The sequence below is a fragment of the Bacteroides sp. AN502(2024) genome, assembly GCF_041227145.1.
In the GTDB taxonomy this organism is placed as follows: domain Bacteria; phylum Bacteroidota; class Bacteroidia; order Bacteroidales; family Bacteroidaceae; genus Bacteroides.
On the sequence record NZ_JBGFSP010000003.1, the window covers coordinates 2,572,802 to 2,592,325 of the forward strand.

Annotated in this window: 8 protein-coding genes, 2 tRNA genes, 3 rRNA genes and 1 pseudogene; 5 read left to right on the forward strand and 9 right to left on the reverse strand. The window is 41.1% G+C overall.

Features of this window, described 5'->3' with window-relative positions; genetic code table 11:
• The first annotated feature begins 999 nt into the window (after positions 1 to 999).
• The 5 genes from AB9N12_RS09895 to rrf all read left to right on the forward strand — a co-directional run bounded on the left by AB9N12_RS09895 (position 1,000) and on the right by rrf (position 6,262).
• Positions 1,000 to 2,528: ribosomal RNA gene (locus AB9N12_RS09895) — 16S ribosomal RNA — on the forward strand.
• A 291-nt stretch (positions 2,529 to 2,819) separates the two neighbouring features.
• Positions 2,820 to 2,896, forward strand: a tRNA-Ile gene (locus AB9N12_RS09900).
• 56 nt (positions 2,897 to 2,952) lie between these two features.
• Positions 2,953 to 3,026 (forward strand) — tRNA-Ala (locus tag AB9N12_RS09905).
• Positions 3,027 to 3,184: 158 nt separating this feature from the next.
• Positions 3,185 to 6,075: ribosomal RNA gene (locus AB9N12_RS09910) — 23S ribosomal RNA — on the forward strand.
• A 76-nt stretch (positions 6,076 to 6,151) separates the two neighbouring features.
• Positions 6,152 to 6,262, forward strand: a 5S ribosomal RNA gene (rrf, locus tag AB9N12_RS09915).
• The 16S, 23S and 5S rRNA genes sit together here with 2 tRNA genes alongside, the layout of an rRNA operon.
• A gap of 124 nt (positions 6,263 to 6,386) precedes the next feature.
• On the opposite strand, the pseudogene AB9N12_RS09920 reads toward rrf, so the two are convergent.
• From AB9N12_RS09920 to AB9N12_RS09960, 9 genes and pseudogenes are all read right to left on the reverse strand, one after another.
• Positions 6,387 to 7,370 (reverse strand): annotated as a pseudogene (locus tag AB9N12_RS09920) (transposase).
• Entirely contained in the window at positions 7,336 to 7,722 is a 387-nt protein-coding gene (locus tag AB9N12_RS09925) for a hypothetical protein (RefSeq protein WP_369888972.1), read from the reverse strand. The pseudogene AB9N12_RS09920 and the gene AB9N12_RS09925 overlap by 35 nt, the downstream one beginning before the upstream one ends.
• Before the next feature lie 228 nt (positions 7,723 to 7,950).
• Positions 7,951 to 10,278 (reverse strand): Gldg family protein, encoded by a 2,328-nt coding sequence (locus AB9N12_RS09930; RefSeq protein WP_369891776.1) that lies wholly within the window; start codon positions 10,276 to 10,278, stop codon positions 7,951 to 7,953.
• Positions 10,279 to 10,289: 11 nt separating this feature from the next.
• Positions 10,290 to 12,611: a Gldg family protein gene (locus AB9N12_RS09935; protein WP_369891777.1), complete on the reverse strand. Its 2,322-nt coding sequence runs from the start codon at positions 12,609 to 12,611 to the stop codon at positions 10,290 to 10,292.
• 1 nt (position 12,612) lies between these two features.
• Positions 12,613 to 13,548 (reverse strand): ABC transporter ATP-binding protein, encoded by a 936-nt coding sequence (locus AB9N12_RS09940; RefSeq protein ID WP_369891779.1) that lies wholly within the window; start codon positions 13,546 to 13,548, stop codon positions 12,613 to 12,615.
• Positions 13,549 to 13,629: 81 nt separating this feature from the next.
• On the reverse strand, positions 13,630 to 16,413 hold the full coding sequence (locus AB9N12_RS09945) for an outer membrane beta-barrel protein (protein WP_369891780.1): 2,784 nt from the start codon (positions 16,411 to 16,413) through the stop codon (positions 13,630 to 13,632).
• A 39-nt stretch (positions 16,414 to 16,452) separates the two neighbouring features.
• Positions 16,453 to 16,875: a carboxypeptidase-like regulatory domain-containing protein gene (locus AB9N12_RS09950; RefSeq protein ID WP_369891782.1), complete on the reverse strand. Its 423-nt coding sequence runs from the start codon at positions 16,873 to 16,875 to the stop codon at positions 16,453 to 16,455.
• 86 nt (positions 16,876 to 16,961) lie between these two features.
• A complete protein-coding gene (locus AB9N12_RS09955) occupies positions 16,962 to 18,641 on the reverse strand; it encodes a hypothetical protein (protein WP_369891783.1) in 1,680 nt (559 codons plus the stop codon).
• A 21-nt stretch (positions 18,642 to 18,662) separates the two neighbouring features.
• A complete protein-coding gene (locus AB9N12_RS09960; protein WP_369891785.1) occupies positions 18,663 to 19,523 on the reverse strand; it encodes a DUF4843 domain-containing protein in 861 nt (286 codons plus the stop codon).
• Position 19,524 lies beyond the last annotated feature (1 nt).

Here is a 19,524-nt window from a genome sequence, read left to right on the forward strand (position 1 = left end):
TAAATCTGTGATTCTCTTTGGGCAATAACCGGAGGGTGGGGACAGTGGGGACACTTTTTCCGATTCGCTCACACACACGCACATACACGCACACACACGTGCGCGCGTAACAAGATTTATCCCTTTTTATTTATATATCTCCCCTTTGCTCCTTGTCCCCGGTTGGTATTCCGTTCGTTACTTCATCGGTTCGGTTTTGCAGATAAGTCATGTCCCGTTTGCATTTCTGATGTTTGCGGCATCCCCCATGTGTGATCATCTTCTATACCTAATATACGCGCACGCGTGTGTGAGTGAATCGGGACAAGTGTCCCCACTGTCCCCGCCCTTTATAAACAAAGAATCCGGTCCGATTTCTAAAGCTACGCTTTCCGGTTTCTAAAGCTATGCTTTCCGTTCTCTAAAACGCCGCCTTGCCGGAGTATGAGTGAATTCCCCTTGAGCATGAGTGAATCCGCTTTATACTTTACCTGTCCTGTTTCTAAATTGCTCCGTTCTTCTTCCGATTCTTTACCGGACAGCTTCACAAAGAAGAAAAAATATGTTCTACAACATCGTTGTCAATCAGCGTGTTAGTATAAATATGCAAAAAAGTTCAGAAAAAAGTGTCGGATATATTTGGATTGTAGATTAAAAGTCTGTACTTTTGCACCCGCTTTCCGAGGGAGGACAGCCTGACAGGTTTGACATGATGCTTGCCGCATAAGGCACCTTTAAAATAAAGACAAAAAACTTTCAAAAAAGTTTGGAGTTAATACATAAAAGTCCTTATCTTTGCATCCGCTTTCTAAAAGAAAGCGCGTGTTTCTGACACGTCAGTTCTTTGAAATATTGATAAACAATACAAGTAGTACAAGTAAAGAAATAGAACCGTCAATACTTGTCTGATATATATGAATATATGTACAGGCACAGGTATTGTAATAAAGGTCAATGAAATTACGGCGTCCTGAACAGAGCAATATGATATCCTTGATTGGATATTCGAATGATATTTTTACAATGAAGAGTTTGATCCTGGCTCAGGATGAACGCTAGCTACAGGCTTAACACATGCAAGTCGAGGGGCATCATGAAGGTTTGCTTGCAAACCTTTGATGGCGACCGGCGCACGGGTGAGTAACACGTATCCAACCTTCCGTTAACTCGGGGATAGCCTTTCGAAAGAAAGATTAATACCCGATGCCATATCATCCCCGCATGGGGATGCTGTGAAAGGAATCCGGTTATCGATGGGGATGCGTTCCATTAGTTAGTTGGCGGGGTAACGGCCCACCAAGACGACGATGGATAGGGGTTCTGAGAGGAAGGTCCCCCACATTGGAACTGAGACACGGTCCAAACTCCTACGGGAGGCAGCAGTGAGGAATATTGGTCAATGGACGGAAGTCTGAACCAGCCAAGTAGCGTGAAGGATGACTGCCCTATGGGTTGTAAACTTCTTTTATACGGGAATAACCGGTCCCACGTGTGGGACTCTGCATGTACCGTATGAATAAGGATCGGCTAACTCCGTGCCAGCAGCCGCGGTAATACGGAGGATCCGAGCGTTATCCGGATTTATTGGGTTTAAAGGGAGCGTAGGTGGACTGTTAAGTCAGTTGTGAAAGTTTGCGGCTCAACCGTAAAATTGCAGTTGAAACTGGCAGTCTTGAGTACAGTAGAGGTGGGCGGAATTCGTGGTGTAGCGGTGAAATGCTTAGATATCACGAAGAACTCCGATTGCGCAGGCAGCTCACTGGACTGTCACTGACACTGATGCTCGAAAGTGTGGGTATCAAACAGGATTAGATACCCTGGTAGTCCACACAGTAAACGATGAATACTCGCTGTTTGCGATATACAGTAAGCGGCCAAGCGAAAGCATTAAGTATTCCACCTGGGGAGTACGCCGGCAACGGTGAAACTCAAAGGAATTGACGGGGGCCCGCACAAGCGGAGGAACATGTGGTTTAATTCGATGATACGCGAGGAACCTTACCCGGGCTTAAATTGCAAATGAATGACCAGGAGACTGGTCCGCCGCAAGGCATTTGTGAAGGTGCTGCATGGTTGTCGTCAGCTCGTGCCGTGAGGTGTCGGCTTAAGTGCCATAACGAGCGCAACCCTTATCTTCAGTTACTAACAGGTGATGCTGAGGACTCTGAAGAGACTGCCGTCGTAAGATGTGAGGAAGGTGGGGATGACGTCAAATCAGCACGGCCCTTACGTCCGGGGCTACACACGTGTTACAATGGGGGGTACAGAAGGCCGCTACCTGGCGACAGGATGCCAATCCTCAAAACCTCTCTCAGTTCGGATCGAAGTCTGCAACCCGACTTCGTGAAGCTGGATTCGCTAGTAATCGCGCATCAGCCATGGCGCGGTGAATACGTTCCCGGGCCTTGTACACACCGCCCGTCAAGCCATGAAAGCCGGGGGTACCTGAAGTACGTAACCGCGAGGAGCGTCCTAGGGTAAAACCGGTAATTGGGGCTAAGTCGTAACAAGGTAGCCGTACCGGAAGGTGCGGCTGGAACACCTCCTTTCTGGAGTGATGCCGTAGGGGTCGGATGTCCTTATCGTATGTTTGATATGTATCATATGTAAGGTCCATCTCCACCCGGATACCTTTCAAGGTTCTGTTTTTTGTACTACTGGTACTTGTTTATTTATGATATGGATCAACCATCTATAGAAGTATAGATATAGATCAACACGAGAGAAAACAGAAGCCGAGTCTAACATACAGGTAGACAAGGTTGGATTATCGAGCAAGAGATAGCAGAAGCGATGCTTGCATCGATTATGCCGAAAGCAGCCGATAATGCGTAGAACATAGTCCTATAGCTCAGTTGGTTAGAGCGCTACACTGATAATGTAGAGGTCGGCAGTTCAACTCTGCCTGGGACTACCAAGCTCAAGAGATGTCCATGTGCGCGAGCCTTGAGATAGATTCTTGAATCACTTCTTGGGGGATTAGCTCAGCTGGCTAGAGCATCTGCCTTGCACGCAGAGGGTCAACGGTTCGAATCCGTTATTCTCCACAGTCTCAGCAATGAGAAACGATCTTTGACATGATGTACAAAAAGTAAAATTTTAGTAAGAGCTAAAAGTATATATCAAACCGTACGTGTCCGCGTATGCAATATTGATAAAGGGAGCAATTCCAATGTCAATACCGTTACACGGACAAGACGTTTGAAAGAAAGTAAATAAGGGCGCATGGCGGATGCCTTGGCTCTCGGAGGCGATGAAGGACGTGATAAGCTGCGATAAGCTTCGGGAAGGTGCAAATAACCCTTGATCCGGAGATTTCCGAATGGGACAACCCGGTGTTCTGAAGGAACATCATCCATTTTCAGATGGAGGCAAACGCAGGGAACTGAAACATCTTAGTACCTGTAGGAAGAGAAAATAATAATGATTCCCCAAGTAGTGGCGAGCGAACGGGGATCAGCCCAAACCGGTATTGTTACGGCAATACCGGGGTTGTAGGACCACGATATCGCATGAGATTCGGTGAGAAGAATTCTTTGGAAAATGAAACCATAGACGGTGATAGTCCGGTATTCGAAGCCGAATGAAGCGTAGTGGTATCCTGAGTAGCGCGGGACACGGGAAATCTTGCGTGAATCCGCCGGGACCATCCGGCAAGGCTAAATACTCCCGAGAGACCGATAGCGAACCAGTACCGTGAGGGAAAGGTGAAAAGCACTTCGAACAGAAGAGTGAAATAGTCCCTGAAACCGTGCGCCTACAAGCGGTCGGAGCTGCTTGATGCAGTGACGGCGTGCCTTTTGCATAATGAACCTACGAGTTACTTTTTCCGGCGAGGTTAAGTGTCTTGAGACATGCAGCCGAAGCGAAAGCGAGTCTTAACAGGGCGTCGAGTCGGAAGGAGTAGACGCGAAACCAAGTGATCTACCCTTGGCCAGGTTGAAGGTTAGGTAACACTAACTGGAGGACCGAACCGATAAGCGTTGAAAAGCTTCCGGATGAGCTGAGGGTGGGGGTGAAAGGCTAATCAAACTTGGAGATAGCTCGTACTCCCCGAAATGCATTTAGGTGCAGCCTTGTGGGTTACTAATGTGAGGTAGAGCGACTGATAAGATGCGAGGGCTTCACCGCCTATCAAGTCTTGATAAACTCCGAATGCGCATTAGTTTGATCACAGGAGTGAGGGCATGGGTGCTAAGGTCCATGTCCTAAAGGAGAAGAATCCGGACCATCAGCTAAGGTCCCGAAATAATTGCTAAGTTGAACTAACGAAGTCAGATTGCTAAGACAGCTAGGATGTTGGCTTGGAAGCAGCCATTCATTTAAAGAGTGCGTAACAGCTCACTAGTCGAGGAGTTTGGCGTGGATAATAATCGGGCATAAAGCAATTTACCGAAGCTATGGGATGTCAGTATTGAATTGACATCGGTAGGGGAGCATTCCACTCAGCGTCGAAGGTGGGGCGTGAGCCTTGCTGGAGCGTGTGGAAACGCAAATGTAGGTATAAGTAACGATAAAGGGGGTGGGAAACCCCCTCGCCGCAAGACTAAGGTTTCCTGATCAACGCTAATCGGATCAGGGTTAGTCGGGTCCTAAGGCTCAGCCGAATGGTGATGCCGATGGCAGAACAGGTTAATATTCCTGTACTACCTTATGGAGTGACGTGGAGACGGAGTCGTGACAACGCCGCGGACTGACGGAATAGTCCGTTGAAGGGTGTAGATGTTGATCTTTGCAGGCAAATCCACAAAGAGAGTCGAACCTGATAGTATGGAGCGTTCCTCGGAACAATCCAATAGTGCGTGTAATCATACTCCCGAGAAAATCCGCTAAACTTAATCCCTAAGGTACCCGTACCGCAAACGGACACACGTAGTCGGGTTGAATATACTCAGGCGCTTGAGTGAATCACGGTTAAGGAACTAGGCAAACTGACCCTGTAACTTCGGGATAAAGGGTCCCAACGTGAGTTGGGCGCAGAGAATAGGTCCAGGCAACTGTTTAACAAAAACACAGGGCTGTGCAAAATTGAAAGATCATGTATACAGCCTGACACCTGCCCGGTGCTGGAAGGTTAAGAGGAGACGTCATCGCAAGAGAAGCGTTGAATTGAAGCCCCAGTAAACGGCGGCCGTAACTATAACGGTCCTAAGGTAGCGAAATTCCTTGTCGGGTAAGTTCCGACCTGCACGAATGGTGTAATGATCTGGACACTGTCTCAACCGTGAGCTCAGTGAAATTGTAGTATCGGTGAAGATGCCGATTACCCGCGATGGGACGAAAAGACCCCGTGAACCTTTACTATAGCTTAACATTGAATTTGGGTAATTGATGTGTAGGATAGGCCGGAGACAATGAAGTGGATACGCCAGTATCTGTGGAGTCGCTGTTGAAATACGGCCCTTTGATTATTTGAGTTCTAACTCCTTTACTGGAGGACACTGTTTGGTGGGTAGTTTGACTGGGGTGGTCGCCTCCAAAAGCGTAACGGAGGCTTCTAAAGGTGCCCTCAGGACGATTGGTAACCGTCCGCAGAGTGTAATGGCATAAGGGCGCTTGACTGGGAGACTTACAAGTCGATCAGGTAGGAAACTAGAGCATAGTGATCCGGTGTTTCCGTATGGAAGGGACATCGCTCAAAGGATAAAAGGTACTCCGGGGATAACAGGCTGATCCCTCCCAAGAGCTCATATCGACGGAGGGGTTTGGCACCTCGATGTCGGCTCGTCACATCCTGGGGCTGGAGAAGGTCCCAAGGGTTGGGCTGTTCGCCCATTAAAGTGGCACGCGAGCTGGGTTCAGAACGTCGTGAGACAGTTCGGTCTCTATCTATCGTGGGCGTATGAAATTTGCGTGGCTCTGACACTAGTACGAGAGGACCGTGTTGGACTGACCTCTGGTTTACCGGTTGTGCCGCCAGGTGCATTGCCGGGTATCTAAGTCGGGATTGGATAAGTGCTGAAAGCATCTAAGTACGAAGCCAGCCACAAGATTAGATTTCTCAGGGTCGTCAAAGACGATGACGTTGATAGGATGCAGGTGTAAAGGTGGTAACATCAAAGCCGAGCATTACTAATTGCCCGTCGACTTTCTTTCGGAGATGTATCGGTTGGTTGTATACGTTTAGCTTGTAATAACTGAATTTTTACTTTTCATCATGTCATGACTTTATTCAGGTGGTTATAGCACGAGGGTTCCACCTCTTCCCATTCCGAACAGAGAAGTTAAGCCTCGTCACGCCGATGGTACTGCGTAACAGTGGGAGAGTAGGTAGCCGCCATTTTTGAAGAAGCCCCTTGATTCTAAAGTGAGTCAAGGGGCTTGCTGTGTTTGGTCACTTCGTATTGAGGAATATTTTTTGGGTCACCGGTAAAGTCTTGTGGGGTCATTGATAAAATCCTGTGGTTTTATGCATAAATTTTAGTTAGTCTATACAAGAAAAAGGGTATATCTATAACCCCTCTAAGTTGTGCTCTGAACTGTTTAACTTTCGCATTAAATGATTCTGCAGCAGCATTTGATGCCCTATTGATATAGAAGTTTAGTATCTCCTCACTTCTGTCATATAATGTAGCAGCTATTGTGTTAAACGAGTCAAATCCAGATTGTTCTACTTCTTGATACCACTTCGCTAAATTGGTTCTTGCTCCTGCCTTTATTGATCGTTTATTAAAAATCATTCTTAAAGAATGACTAAGTGAATATGCCCGTTTAATATCCGGATATTCTCTGAATAAGACTGTAGCTCTGAGCTTCTGTGCTTCAGTCTATTTTTCAGCAGATTTGAAAAGCAGATACCGGCTCCTTGCCAATAATTCCTTGCGTGTATCACCATTCTCAAAGGTAAAAGGGGTATATTTCTTTTTCAGACCTTTAGCTTCCTGCCTGACATCAGTCTCTTCTTGTATAGCTTCCCAACGGTGTCCGATTCTAATTTCCTGTACAGCATCACACGCCAGCTTTTGAATATGGAAGCGATCTATCACACGGATAGCCGAGGTGAAACATCTGCGAACGATCTTGCGCATACTTTCTGACAAATCAAGAGTGACCTCCCGCACCATCCGAAGTGCTTCTTCAGGGATTTGTTCTAGCACAGCTATGACATCGTCAGCCTTGGTACCCTTGACAATAGCCACGATAGCACCTTTACCACCGTGTGCCTCTCTGTTGATGATTATAGTATATAACTCACCATTAGAAAGGGAAGTTTCATCAATACTCAAGTACGGTCCCAGGTTCTCGGAAAACAGCAGCCAGTTTGCGGCATGGGACAGTTGATCCCACATGCGGTAGTCACTTAGATACTCTTTATATTGCCGCTCAAACTGATCACCGTCAATATGATAATAACGTTCAAGAGAGCGGGCCGTAATCGGGTATTTCTCCAAGCAATCCTTTTAAAAAAGACGCGAATTCTTTTGAATGTCGCGTTCCCTGAGCGGTAAGCTCAAAAGTGTTACAGATGATAGAACCGGTTTCCTTGTCGAGCCATTTACGACGCCGTACACATAAGCTTACCTTACGGTCACGGATAGGAAAATCACGAATATAAACCGGAGGAAGAAAACCTTTGGACTCTAAAGAGTGAACCCTAGAGGACAAGGGAGGAAGATTTTGCTCATCTAAATGAATGGTTAACATTTCAGCGGTGTTCTCTATTTTAACAATATCAAAACACTCCAACAGGTCAGCTGGGAGTATGAAGCGAGCAAGAACTAAAAGAGTATCGTAACTAGTCATAAGAGTTTTTTGAAGGCAAAGATAAGAATTGGAGAGAAGAAGACCACATGATTTTACCGGTGAGCCATAATACCTATTAAAAATCTGAATATTTACTGATAGATTGTATGTTATATGGATTTAGCCGCGATAGCGGCTTGGCTATCTATTTTTTGAAGGAATTTGTGAAAGAGTTAGACTTCCGACAGGTAGAAAATCTGCTTGCCGGAAGTTGTTCTTGTTTTCTTTTTATCGTTTTCTTCTCCTCCAGCATATCCAAATACCACATAGTCCCATAAGAGATGGGATTCCATAGCAATAGATAATTTTGATGGTGGATAGATCCATAGGAGTCAGACTGATATCTTTATCGAGATAAGGAGCTCTGGAAGAGGAAACCGGAAATTCATTATAGCATAGCCAACGGAATGAACCGGGAATCATATTGAAGTTGAATGAATAAATACCCGGTCTTGAGCTTTTTTGTAGTTCGGCATTGCTGAAACAGTCAGCATCACCCAACACAATGATCCGTTGCTTTTTATCTTTGCCTTTTATCTTGCGGGTTAACGCTATTGCCGTGGGATAAGCTCCCAGCTTTTCACCCTGAAGAGAGTCTAATGAAAGGGAGTCATTTACAAAATCTTTTGTTTGATACTCAATCCATGTTTGTTGGGCGTTGCTTTGCAATAAAACTATCGGATGGAATTTTGTCGTATTGACAATTTCCAGAGCAACAGTCGATGGCATGGTGACTGCGCTATGTGTCTGCCTGTCAACCATACGTTTGTAGAAACCTCCTATACTGTCAGCGGCTGTTTGGGTAGCTTTCGAGAGAACGAGGTCGCCCGGATTAATATCAGAAGGTTGTGCAATAATTCCCGGTAGTAGTTTTAAACCAACTTTCTGAAGTAAAGAATTCATAACTTCCTGACGTCCGACATCGCCCATAATCATCATGTTACCTCCACGTTCAAGAAAACGATCTATAATTTCTTGTTCTTTTGCACTTAAGGGTGAACGCATTTCAGCAATAAGTAATATATTGATATTGCTTGGTATATCATTTATATCCTTCAGATTCAACTCTACCAAATCAAAACCTTGATTGATCATGGAATAACGAAAACGACCGTGTGTGGCGAAAAGTGAATAATCCTGATCACCTTTTTTAGTGATGGAGCGTTCTTGATGTCCTGTGATGGCACCAACCTTCACGGGAGTAACAAGCATTTTCTTCAATGCTGCGGAGATTTCAGTTTCAGAAGGGTGGTATTCCATGTCGTCAAACAAACGAAGACGCGCCTGTTCACCAGATTCACGTTCAACAACGCGCACAAATCGATAGTTTTCTTTAGCCAAGTCTATTTTATCTTTCAATTCTTCGCTACTTTTAAGTTTTTTAGGATTGAAGTTCTTTTTCTTGGCAACTTCATACGCTATCTCTTGAATATTCTTATTCGGATATTGGCGATAAAGAGTACTGTCTTTCGGTGTGGAATAATAATAAACATACTTCATCTTTATTTCCGGTTTGAAACGTGTGTACATTTTGAAGCGTGCCATATCTTTTTTTTGCTCCTTTGGAGAAGCAACATCAAATTCTTTATCGAAAATATTGACGTAGGTTGTGATTGTCATAGGTCCGGACAATTGTTTCATTACTTCCTGACTCTCTTTCGAAAGTGTACGTTGTTTGCTGCGGGTAGCATCATAAAAGCCCATCATTGCCGGACGTGAACTGACAAAGCCAATCATTATAATGGTACATACAGCTAATGCATAGCGCATTGTTTTTGAAAGGAGTGAACGACGTGTCTTTTCATTATTCAGTTTAATGACCGATAGCCAGAGGAATAATAAAATTACGGCGAGGAAATAGATGACATCATCGCTACATATCAACCCTCCAACCATCTCACTAGCACGTCCTTTGATGGATAACCAATAAGTAATCTCTCTAAAGAACATAGACTCTTGACCGATTTCTCCTACATAATTGAAAAAGGCTAATGCGGAAAGGGTGGCAACGGCTGCCACAACTTGATAAGATGTAAGCGTGGTCATAAAGAGACCGATAGAGCAATAGGTCAATATCAATAGAAACATGGATAACAATCCCGCTAAGATAAGTGTGATATCAACATGTGGCACCGATATAAACATTATGATTGTCGGCAAGGCAAGTATAACGACAAAGATCTGGGCAAATACTACCATTGAGACAAACTTGCCGGTGATAATTTGAACACTGCTTACCGGTGATGAATATAGCAGTTTGATAGATCCTGATGAATATTCACGGCTCATCAAATTCATGGTTAATAGAGGAATATAGAGATAGATTGTTTCTTGTATTACTTCATATATTCCTTTAAAGCCAAGAGCAAAACCGGCTGTAACACTAAAGGTGATCGTGTTGCCTAATGCTTTTATTTTTACTATTTCCGTCAGAATATTCATAAAATCGAATCCTACCTGACATGTAAAAGCAACCAGTAGCAACCATGCAACCGGTGAGTAAAAAAGTACCGCTAGTTCGGTACGAGCTATTCTAAGTATAAGTCTTAAGTTCATCTTTTTCTCTATTAATTTCTTCTGCGGAAAAAATAAATGCCGACTCCTATTAGTAGGAGGATAGCCGGTATAATAATTATGAAAATAGTTTTCATCGTACTGATATCCTTCACTCCGACCGAAAGCTTGTCGTCGGTGCAATGAGGACGGCGTACGTCAATAGGAAATTCTCCTCCGGAAAGCCAGCGGAAGCTTTCGATAATCAGATTAAAGTTTCCTGATGTATATCCTTCACGTGAAAGAGTTAGTTCGGCATTACTCATACAATCTGCATCGCCAGAGATAATAATACGTTGCTCTTTGTCTTTCAGTTGACGTGAAAGAGCATAGGCCGTGATATAGGTTTGTTCTTTCTCTTCTGCCGAGGCATTACATTGTATAGGTGATTCCTCCAAATCGATTTGTTCCTTCTCAATCCATACTCCTTTGGTATTTGTTTCAAGCATTGGTATGTATTGGAATCTATAATCGTTGTCGAAGGTGGTAAGAGCTACACAACCGGGCATAGAGACACGTAGGTCATGTTTGGGAAAATCATCTTTGAATCCAAATGTTAGTTTTCCCGATTCACGTGTTGCCTTGGCTAGAATCAGATTAGGAGAGAAATCAACGGAAGATTGTGCCAGTTGATATTCTTCCATTTTGATACCGAATTTGCTTAAAAAAGGATTCATCACTTCTTGCCTGCCTGTATCGGTGAGAATAAATAAATTACCACCACGAGCCAGGTAAGCTTCCAGTTGATTTTCTCCTTTTTCAGTAAGCGGGGTTCTCATTTCTGCAAGGACCACGATATTGATTAGGGAAGGAATGGTGTCTCCGTGAGAAATGTCGATCTCGCAGACATCAAAGCCTTGATTAATTAATGCGGCTCTGGAATATTTCTCTATGGAGAAGTTGCTGTAATCGCGGTCACCCGATTTGGATACTTCACGCTCACCGTCTCCTTTGATAAAGGCAACAGTGGGAGGAGTTGAAATCATTTTTTTGATAGCTGCTGTAATTTCCGCTTCGGATGGTGTTGCATCCATATCTTCAAAATCACGGATGAAGGTACGTTTTCCATCTTGCGTTTCCATAATGCGAACAAATGTATTTTGTTCTTCACGCAGGTCGACGATTTTGCGGATTTCTTCCGGGGATTTGAATAAATGAGGATTCAGGTTATAAATCATGGTCATATAATCACGCAACTCATCCACAGTTTTGTCCTGAAACTTAGGTTTATTTGCAATGCCATTGGGCGCGAAGTCATAATAATAGACATACTTCACTTGCAGGTCCGGTTTAGCGAGACAGTAAGGTTCGAAGATTGTTTCATTCGCTTTCTTCATAATAGGGAGGTAGCGATACGATTTATTATCAAGCAGATTAACGTAATTGGTAATAGTTACCGGTCCTGTCAATTTTGCTAATACATGCCGGCTATTTTCGGTAAGTGAATTTAGTTTTGTGCGTGTTGTATCCCATACCTTGATCATTCTCGGACGTGAAGTGAAATAGCCAATAGCCATTGCTGCGACAAAAAATCCCAGATAGCTGGTTGCTTGCCGGAAACGACTGATCGTTCGCCGGTCGGATGTAAGTTTGAAAGTGGTAAATGTCAGGAAAAGGGTTACTACGACCACGAAATAAATCACGTCCTCACTCCGGATTACTCCATTCAGCATATCGATTGTTCTTCCGTTTATTGACAGCCAATAAGTCAGTTCGCGTATAAAATCGTACTCCTGACCGATACTTCCTACGAAATTCAGTATCGCTAATACAATAAGAGTCCCCACTGCAGCTACTACTTGATAAGTCGTAAGTGAGGACATAAAGAGCCCGATAGCGCAATAGGCGCATATTAATAAATAGAGTCCTAAAAGGGCGACTAAAACTGGTGGCCAATCAAAAAGGGGAATTACCAAACTGCCATAAATGGTACCGGCTATCGGGACAAGCATCAGACAGCAGCCGAATCCGATGGCTGCAAGGTATTTGCCCAATACGATCTGACCACTGGTGACTGGGGAGGAATATGTCAGTTTGATTGAACCTGATGACGTTTCGCGACTGATGAGCCCCATTGTCAGCAATGGAATATAGATGTATATGTTTGAAACGATAGAGGATAGAAAACCGTAGCTGCCTAAGAAACAAATACTGCTCAAAGATACTTCTTCGCCTCCCGAGAGGTCATAACCGGTCACTATGCTTTCCATTAGTGATGTGAAACCTGATGCTGTCAGGAATGAAAAAACAATCAATATGAACCATGCAATCGGCGAATAGAATAAAATAGCCAAATCGGTTCGGGCAATACGCATTATAATTTTTAGATCCGTCATGTTAGATATTGTTTTTAAGTTTTCCCGATAGTTGTGCAAAGATTATGTCAAGAGAGCACCGTTCCATGGTGATTTCTTTTAGCCGCCATCCGTTTTGTACGCTCAATGCCACCACTCGCTCTGTTATGTTTTCATCGTCATCAAAGCGAATCCGGAATGTACTGGGATAGAGCTCTTCTATATTCAATACATGTTCTATCTTTGCCAGTTCTTCTATAGAAGGAGGAAGGGCAAATGTAACGGTGAAACTACTTGGAACTACATAATTATCAAAGTCCTTCATGGTGCCGGAGAATACCACTTTACCGTGTTCAATCATACGAATGTCGTTGCAAGTAGCTTGCACCTCCGATAGGATATGCGTAGAGAGTAACACCGAATGATCTTCTGCAATTTCCTTAATCAGATTACGAATTTCGACAATCTGGTTAGGATCAAGTCCGTTTGTAGGTTCATCGAGTACTATGAATGGAGGATTATGCACAATTGCCTGTGCAATTCCTACTCTTTGTTGGTATCCGCCTGAAAGATTCTTTATCAGCCGTTTGCTGAAATGGGTAATGGCGCAACGTTCTTTGGCTATTTCTACGGCTTCACGGATTTTTGATTTTTCCATTCTCCGTAATGTAGCACAATGTATTAAGTATTCGTCGACAGTCAAGTCCGGATGAAGAGGTGGCTTTTGAGGAAGGAAGCCGATGTGTTTTTTGGCTTCAACCGGATTTTTCCGTAGATCGATGCCATTGATAAATACATCCCCTTCTGTTTGATTTAAAACTCCACAAATGATATTCATGGTGGTGGACTTACCTGCTCCGTTAGACCCTAACAGACCTAATATACCTGTTTTCTCAATGGAAAAATTGATATCGCGAATAGCCCAATCGACACTATAACGATGGGATAAATGCTTGACTTCGACAATAGGATTACTCATAATTTTTATTTTAAATGATTAATAGATTTCTTATTTATATTACCATGCAACTCCTCTTTTTCATTTAGATAGTTATGAAATTCATATTTTGCCGGACATCGGTCTATATTCGCGTATGCTTCCATCGTTTGTTGTACCTTCGTAGTTCGATTTCACTTTACCAAACCGATAAGCAAAATTTATGGTGAAAAATCGTCCATAATAATTGGTCCACGTGTTTTGAATGTAGTTGGAATACATTTGGCTATTGAAAGTCCGATGACTATTTAGTAGATCATATGCGGCAATACTAATGTCTCCTTTGCGATTTAACACTTTGCAGCCTATGTTCAAGTTTAGGGTGTGATTGCGGTTAGTCTCTTTATTAATTCCATAATCACGGCTGAAAATGAAATTATAATGACTACTTAAATAGAAATATTTACATATTTGGCTTATGTCTAACATTGCTCCTGCTGTCTGATAGAATGTTTTACCTGTATAATTTTCAGTATTGATGCTATGTACATAATGGGTATTGGCACTGATTGTTATTTTTAATCTTTTAGTTAAATTACAGAGTAGAAAATGTTCGAGTGATGGACTATAGGTACGTGTTGTAGTCTTATTTTCTCCTATGTAATATGGATTATGTTCGTAGTTGAATTCGGTAGATAAGGTATATTTGGATTTTATACTACGTATAGGGGCCTGCCATATCAGTTTGCCTTTTATGTCCCAATACCCTTCTACGTTTTCAAAACTAATTAGAGAACTGTGTGCAGGTGCTGTGTATTGCAATTCCGGTAGATAAGTTTCGGCATTGTAATAGGTTGTCTTCGCAACAGGAGAGTGTTGGCGGATAGAGGTATTGATGATAACACCTATAGTGTGGTTATGCTTTCCTAACATACGGTTGCAACTGAAGAGGAACGAATGTAGATATGATTGTTTTAAGTTGGGGTTTCCACTGCGTAGCATGTAAGGATTGCTGTTATCTATTTGTGGGCGTAACTGCACAATGTTTGGTACAAAATTATGCAATCTGTAAGCGGTACTCCATGACTTTGTTATATCTGTATGCACAAAAGATATGGCTACTGTTGGAGAGATGAATGTTTTACGGTAGTTATTCATTTCTTTTTCTTCTCGCTTAAGTGTACTTTCTTTAAGTCCTGAGGAAATGTCACAACTTATTTTTTCATAGGGAGAAAAGTGAAATGAAACTTCCTGTTTTTGTGTCAGGTTATTTACTTTATAACTATATGTATTGGCTTCGTCTGTTTGTGGATTTGTAGGGTTCAACATATTCCAAGCGAATTGGTGTTTCCATCCGTTTTCGTATTTAACAGAATAATCAAAAGATATTTGGTTGTCATTTTCTGGATTCAGTATATATATAAGTTGAGCATTGCCATTCCACTCCGTGTTACGGAGTTTTGATGGAATAGTCAGATAAGTTTGTGTTATCGAACTTTCTAATGTGTCTATTCGTAATGAATGATTTTCACCTTTATTTATATCTACTGAACTTTCTAATGTATATCCGATTCTGTCGGTAATACCGTTGGCATAACTGACATTTTCTCTCATATGAAAATTCTTGTTTAGATTATCGTAATGCATTAGGCTTTTCGATGTTTGAAGATTGTTTTCTTCATTATATATGTAAAGCAATTGCCAATCTTTGTTGTTGTTATATGTTATAAGCTGGTTCCAACGGAATTCTCCCCATTTGTCGTTTGAATTGGAGAAAGAAAATTCGGAATAGTGATTTTGCCTTCTGCCGCTGTTGCTATTTTGTTCTTCATAGAGGCGTTGCTGATAATTGTTGTCAGGAAAATAATATCGTTCGGATCGTGTACTTATATTGTCGCGATCATATTCGAAAGTGTAAAAAGCTCTAAATGTACCGTATGTTCCATTTTCTGTGTCCCATGAGCGTTCTGTAGCTAGATCTACATAAGTTGTTTCGTTGTAAGTACTACTAGGATCGGAAATGGAAAAAACATCTTTGATATTATTTGATTTCCGGTTGATATTATTATGAAACACATTACTTGTGAGTAAAAATTTCTCGGAGAAAAAGTTTGCTGTGAGTCCGAGTCCTTTACGGAACTTTCCTTTGTCGTTCGTTGAATCTAGGTTGCTGCCTGCACTAGTCAATAAGTGGGCTTTCCAGGAGCTGATGAGTTTACTTCTAGTTTCTATGTTGAGCACTCTGGTGAGATCTCCTCTGTACATTAGTTTTTTTGTTTTCGTATTTTCATATTCATCATAAGCTTTGATTTTTAATACATCTGTTGCAGAAAGATTCTTGAGTGCTTCCATTGGGTCACTTCCAAATATTAGTTTGCCGTCTATATAAGTTTTGGCTACTTGCTTCCCCATGACTTTGACGGAGTGATTGGTTGTCTCTGTTCCGGGAAGTTGCTCGACTATATTCATAGCGACATCTCCTTCTTGTACGTTGACTGCCTTCGGGTTGAATATTAGCGTGTCACCATTCTGGGTCATAATGGGGATTCTGCCCTTGATGGTGACTTCTTCCAGTTGGATAGATTCATCCAAAATCTCTATGTAAAGATTTGGATTTTTTCCAGCTATTATATTTAATTCTTTTTCGACTTTCCGACACCCTATTGCAGTGATTATGAGTTTTGCTTTTCCTGTTTTTACGGGTTTGAAACGAAATACTCCATTTATGCTTGTTGTTTTCAATGTATCTTTTGCATAGGTTAAAAAGATATTGGCACCGTCTAATGATCCATTAGTTCCATTTTCTTGTTTGTGTATAATAAATCCCGATAGCTCATTTGTTTTATCTTGAGCATTTATTGGTGCAACAATGCATAACAATAAAAAAATAGAAATAAATCTTTTCATGTCTCTGTATTATAAAAAGTTTAGTGATAGCATGTTATTTTATTTGTCTAAAGTCTGCTGATATTCTTCTAAGAAGAAATTTACAACTTCAAGCCCCCCTATTTTTTTTGTTTGTGTTACATATCCTACATAACTTGCTACGAGTATTTTTTGACTCGCATTAGAAACTTTTATTTTATATTGCCCATCAATGTCAGTTACTGCTGCATTAGCAGTTCCATATTCGATAACGTTTGCTCCAATTAATGGTTCTTTTGTTTTAGCATCATATACAATTCCTTTTATAACATCTTTAAAGATTCCGTTTGGGGAGATACTAAATTGATCTTTATTGTTTTCTAGGATTTGTTCGCTCTTTTTTTTATTTTTGATTTTTGCTGTTGGGGAAGAATTTGAGTTCTGTGCAAATGCGCACATCATTGTAGTAAATGTGAATACAATGAATAAAATAATCTGTTTCATAATATAAATCTTTTAATTGTTAAATATTCTACTATCACTAAACTTTTATATCAAACATACGCGTTGAGTGTCCTTATGAAATTAGATTAATATCCGGTTGTTGTTACGTCCAGAATTTTACCGAAGCCATCATAAACAAGTGCTTTGGAAATATCCAAGATACCTGCACTGGCCTGCTTCATCGGAACAATTGAAACTTTTCCGTCAAATTCTGCGGATTGGGTCACAATAATGAGGGCTTTATTATTCCATGCATTTGGGGAAATAGTTGGCGGATTGCCAATCATTACATTTAATTGATTAGTGTATTGTCCTTGTTGATATAGCTTGGCTTTTGTGATTTTTTCTCCGTTTCTAGGGGTAAACTGAGGAGTGGTGGAAACAGATACTTCATTTCCCATACCATAAGTAAATGAATATATAGCTGCATCTGTTACTACATATAATACATTATTTGTATGTCCGAAGAAGATAGAAACAGCTTTATCTAATAAGTTTTTACCTGCTGCCGGAATAGTATATTTGTTTTTTGCAGCTGCCGGCTGTTCCGGTGAGGTAACTGTCCAGCCCTCCCAATTATCAGGATCTTCGTAATATCCTTCTTCTGCTTTATATTGACTTAACGTGTAAATAGCATAATCTCCACTATTATCGTCTTTGAGTAAGAAAGTGGTCAATGAACCATCTTGAGAACTTGTTGCGGCAATAGCTGTTTGACTTTCCATGTCATTAGGATCGAAATCTGGATTTGAGATATACGAAGTACATGTGTTATAACTCGTTCCATTTAAGGAATAAAAGGCTCCTTTGGATTTGTCTAACCATACTAAATGGTTATCGCCAATATTATATGAAGAATTAGCTGCATATACATTGTTATTGATTTCAAATCCATTAAAAACAGAATTAGGCATAGAGAATTTGTTACCTGTTGTGTTTGCGAATGAATATAGCCCATTATTTGTATAAGCGATGAAAAGTTGTGAAGAACGAATATAGGATTTTACTTGAAAATCAGTGGGGCAATATAAAAATAATTTTTCATCCTCCCATGTTCCGTTTATTGAATAGTCCTCACAGTCGAAACGGATGCTTTTTCCTGTGGAAGAAATTGCCCAGACCTGATTTAAGTGATAACTACCCAGTATTGCTGCGTTCCCCATCATCTCATAGGTTAATGAAGTCAATAATCCATCGTATGCTGCTCCATTAGCAGTTTTTAGTATGTGACGAAATATTCTTTCTTCTTTTGTATATTGATTTGTTATTTGGGCATTGTTGATTAAGGTAAGATCTGTGGTCGTTCCGTTTTCACTATCTGCGATTAACAATCCGTCTAGGAAACTACTTTGTACATACAATTTCCATGAATAAATATATTGTAAATTATCGTTTGCCACATCTGTTACAGTCAATTTTAAAGTATAGGCTCCATTGGCTATAGGACGATTTATAATACCGTGAAATTCTTTTTCTGTACCAATCGTTTCATAAACAGGTTTGGTAGTTGAGGGTTCTTCGGTTACAGCCCATTCATAACGCAAATTAGATCCGTCAAACCCTTCTTGTGTAATAGAAGGTGTGATATCGACAGGAGATTGATAACCTACATATATTGAATTTTCTTGGTTTTTGTCACTTATGCTGATTTGTACTTTTGGAATAAGGCTTGTTGCAAATGAACTTTTATCCTCATAACAAGAAGTAAACCAAAGAATAGTAGGCAGTAGTAATATCATTAATTGAGTAATATCATTTTTCTTCATAATCTTATAGAATAATATAAATTAATATGTTCTGGCTTCTATCATTTGTCCTTTTAAACTACCTTCGTTATGGACTAAGGGGGCATCGGGATGCTCTTTCTGATACTTTTCCAGATAATCTGCTAATTTTGCAGCATAAGCTTCGTATGATTTGTCTAGCATCAATAATCTATAATCGGCGAGATATTTATACGTAAAGTATGTCGGTCTCTGCACTAGGTCCGGATGCGCAGTCATATCATCCCAATCGTCCCAGTCTAAAGCTGTAACAATTGCTTTTAAAGCACTGGAGCTATAAACCTTTGAAGAAGAAGAGGTAGGAGCCAAGGATGATTTTATGAGTGAATTATACGTCATCCATAAATATCGTCCAGTTGCCGGAGGGGCAATGATATTGTTGTTCCAATTTAACGTTGCCGTGATATATTCTTCAGGTCCTAACCCTAGAGTTGATGATTCTTTTAGCCGGATATACAGTTGGTATGATGCTCCATTTTGTATTTCTTCAGTATTGAACACTTTTATTTTTATTGTCCCTTTTAAACTGTTTGCAGGAATCAATGCTGCAGTTATTTCATAACTGTTTTGCGGAGCAGTAGTTTCTTCCTTATTGATTTCATAATTCACAATACGATCTTCAGATGATACATTTCCTACTAGGATCAAGGGTAATTCATACTCACCATATTCATCAAAGGGGTTCTCCAGAAAAGAATAGTTTCCTTTTAATGTATGGGTCTCTCTATCGTACTCATTTGTTGCATTGAATCTGACAGCATTATATTGACTGTCAAAATATGGTATTTCTTCTTTTCCACAGCTAGTAAAGCATAAAGAAAAACAACAGAATGCCAAGATTGATTTTATAACTATTTTTCTCATA

Coding starts and splice junctions, on each gene's coding strand:
- AB9N12_RS09925 (WP_369888972.1), bottom strand. CDS start 7,722: ATGACTAGTTACGATACTCTTTTAGTTCTTGCTCGCTTCATACTCCCA.
- AB9N12_RS09930 (WP_369891776.1), bottom strand. CDS start 10,278: ATGAACTTAAGACTTATACTTAGAATAGCTCGTACCGAACTAGCGGTA.
- AB9N12_RS09935 (WP_369891777.1), bottom strand. CDS start 12,611: ATGACGGATCTAAAAATTATAATGCGTATTGCCCGAACCGATTTGGCT.
- AB9N12_RS09940 (WP_369891779.1), bottom strand. CDS start 13,548: ATGAGTAATCCTATTGTCGAAGTCAAGCATTTATCCCATCGTTATAGT.
- AB9N12_RS09945 (WP_369891780.1), bottom strand. CDS start 16,413: ATGAAAAGATTTATTTCTATTTTTTTATTGTTATGCATTGTTGCACCA.
- AB9N12_RS09950 (WP_369891782.1), bottom strand. CDS start 16,875: ATGAAACAGATTATTTTATTCATTGTATTCACATTTACTACAATGATG.
- AB9N12_RS09955 (WP_369891783.1), bottom strand. CDS start 18,641: ATGAAGAAAAATGATATTACTCAATTAATGATATTACTACTGCCTACT.
- AB9N12_RS09960 (WP_369891785.1), bottom strand. CDS start 19,523: ATGAGAAAAATAGTTATAAAATCAATCTTGGCATTCTGTTGTTTTTCT.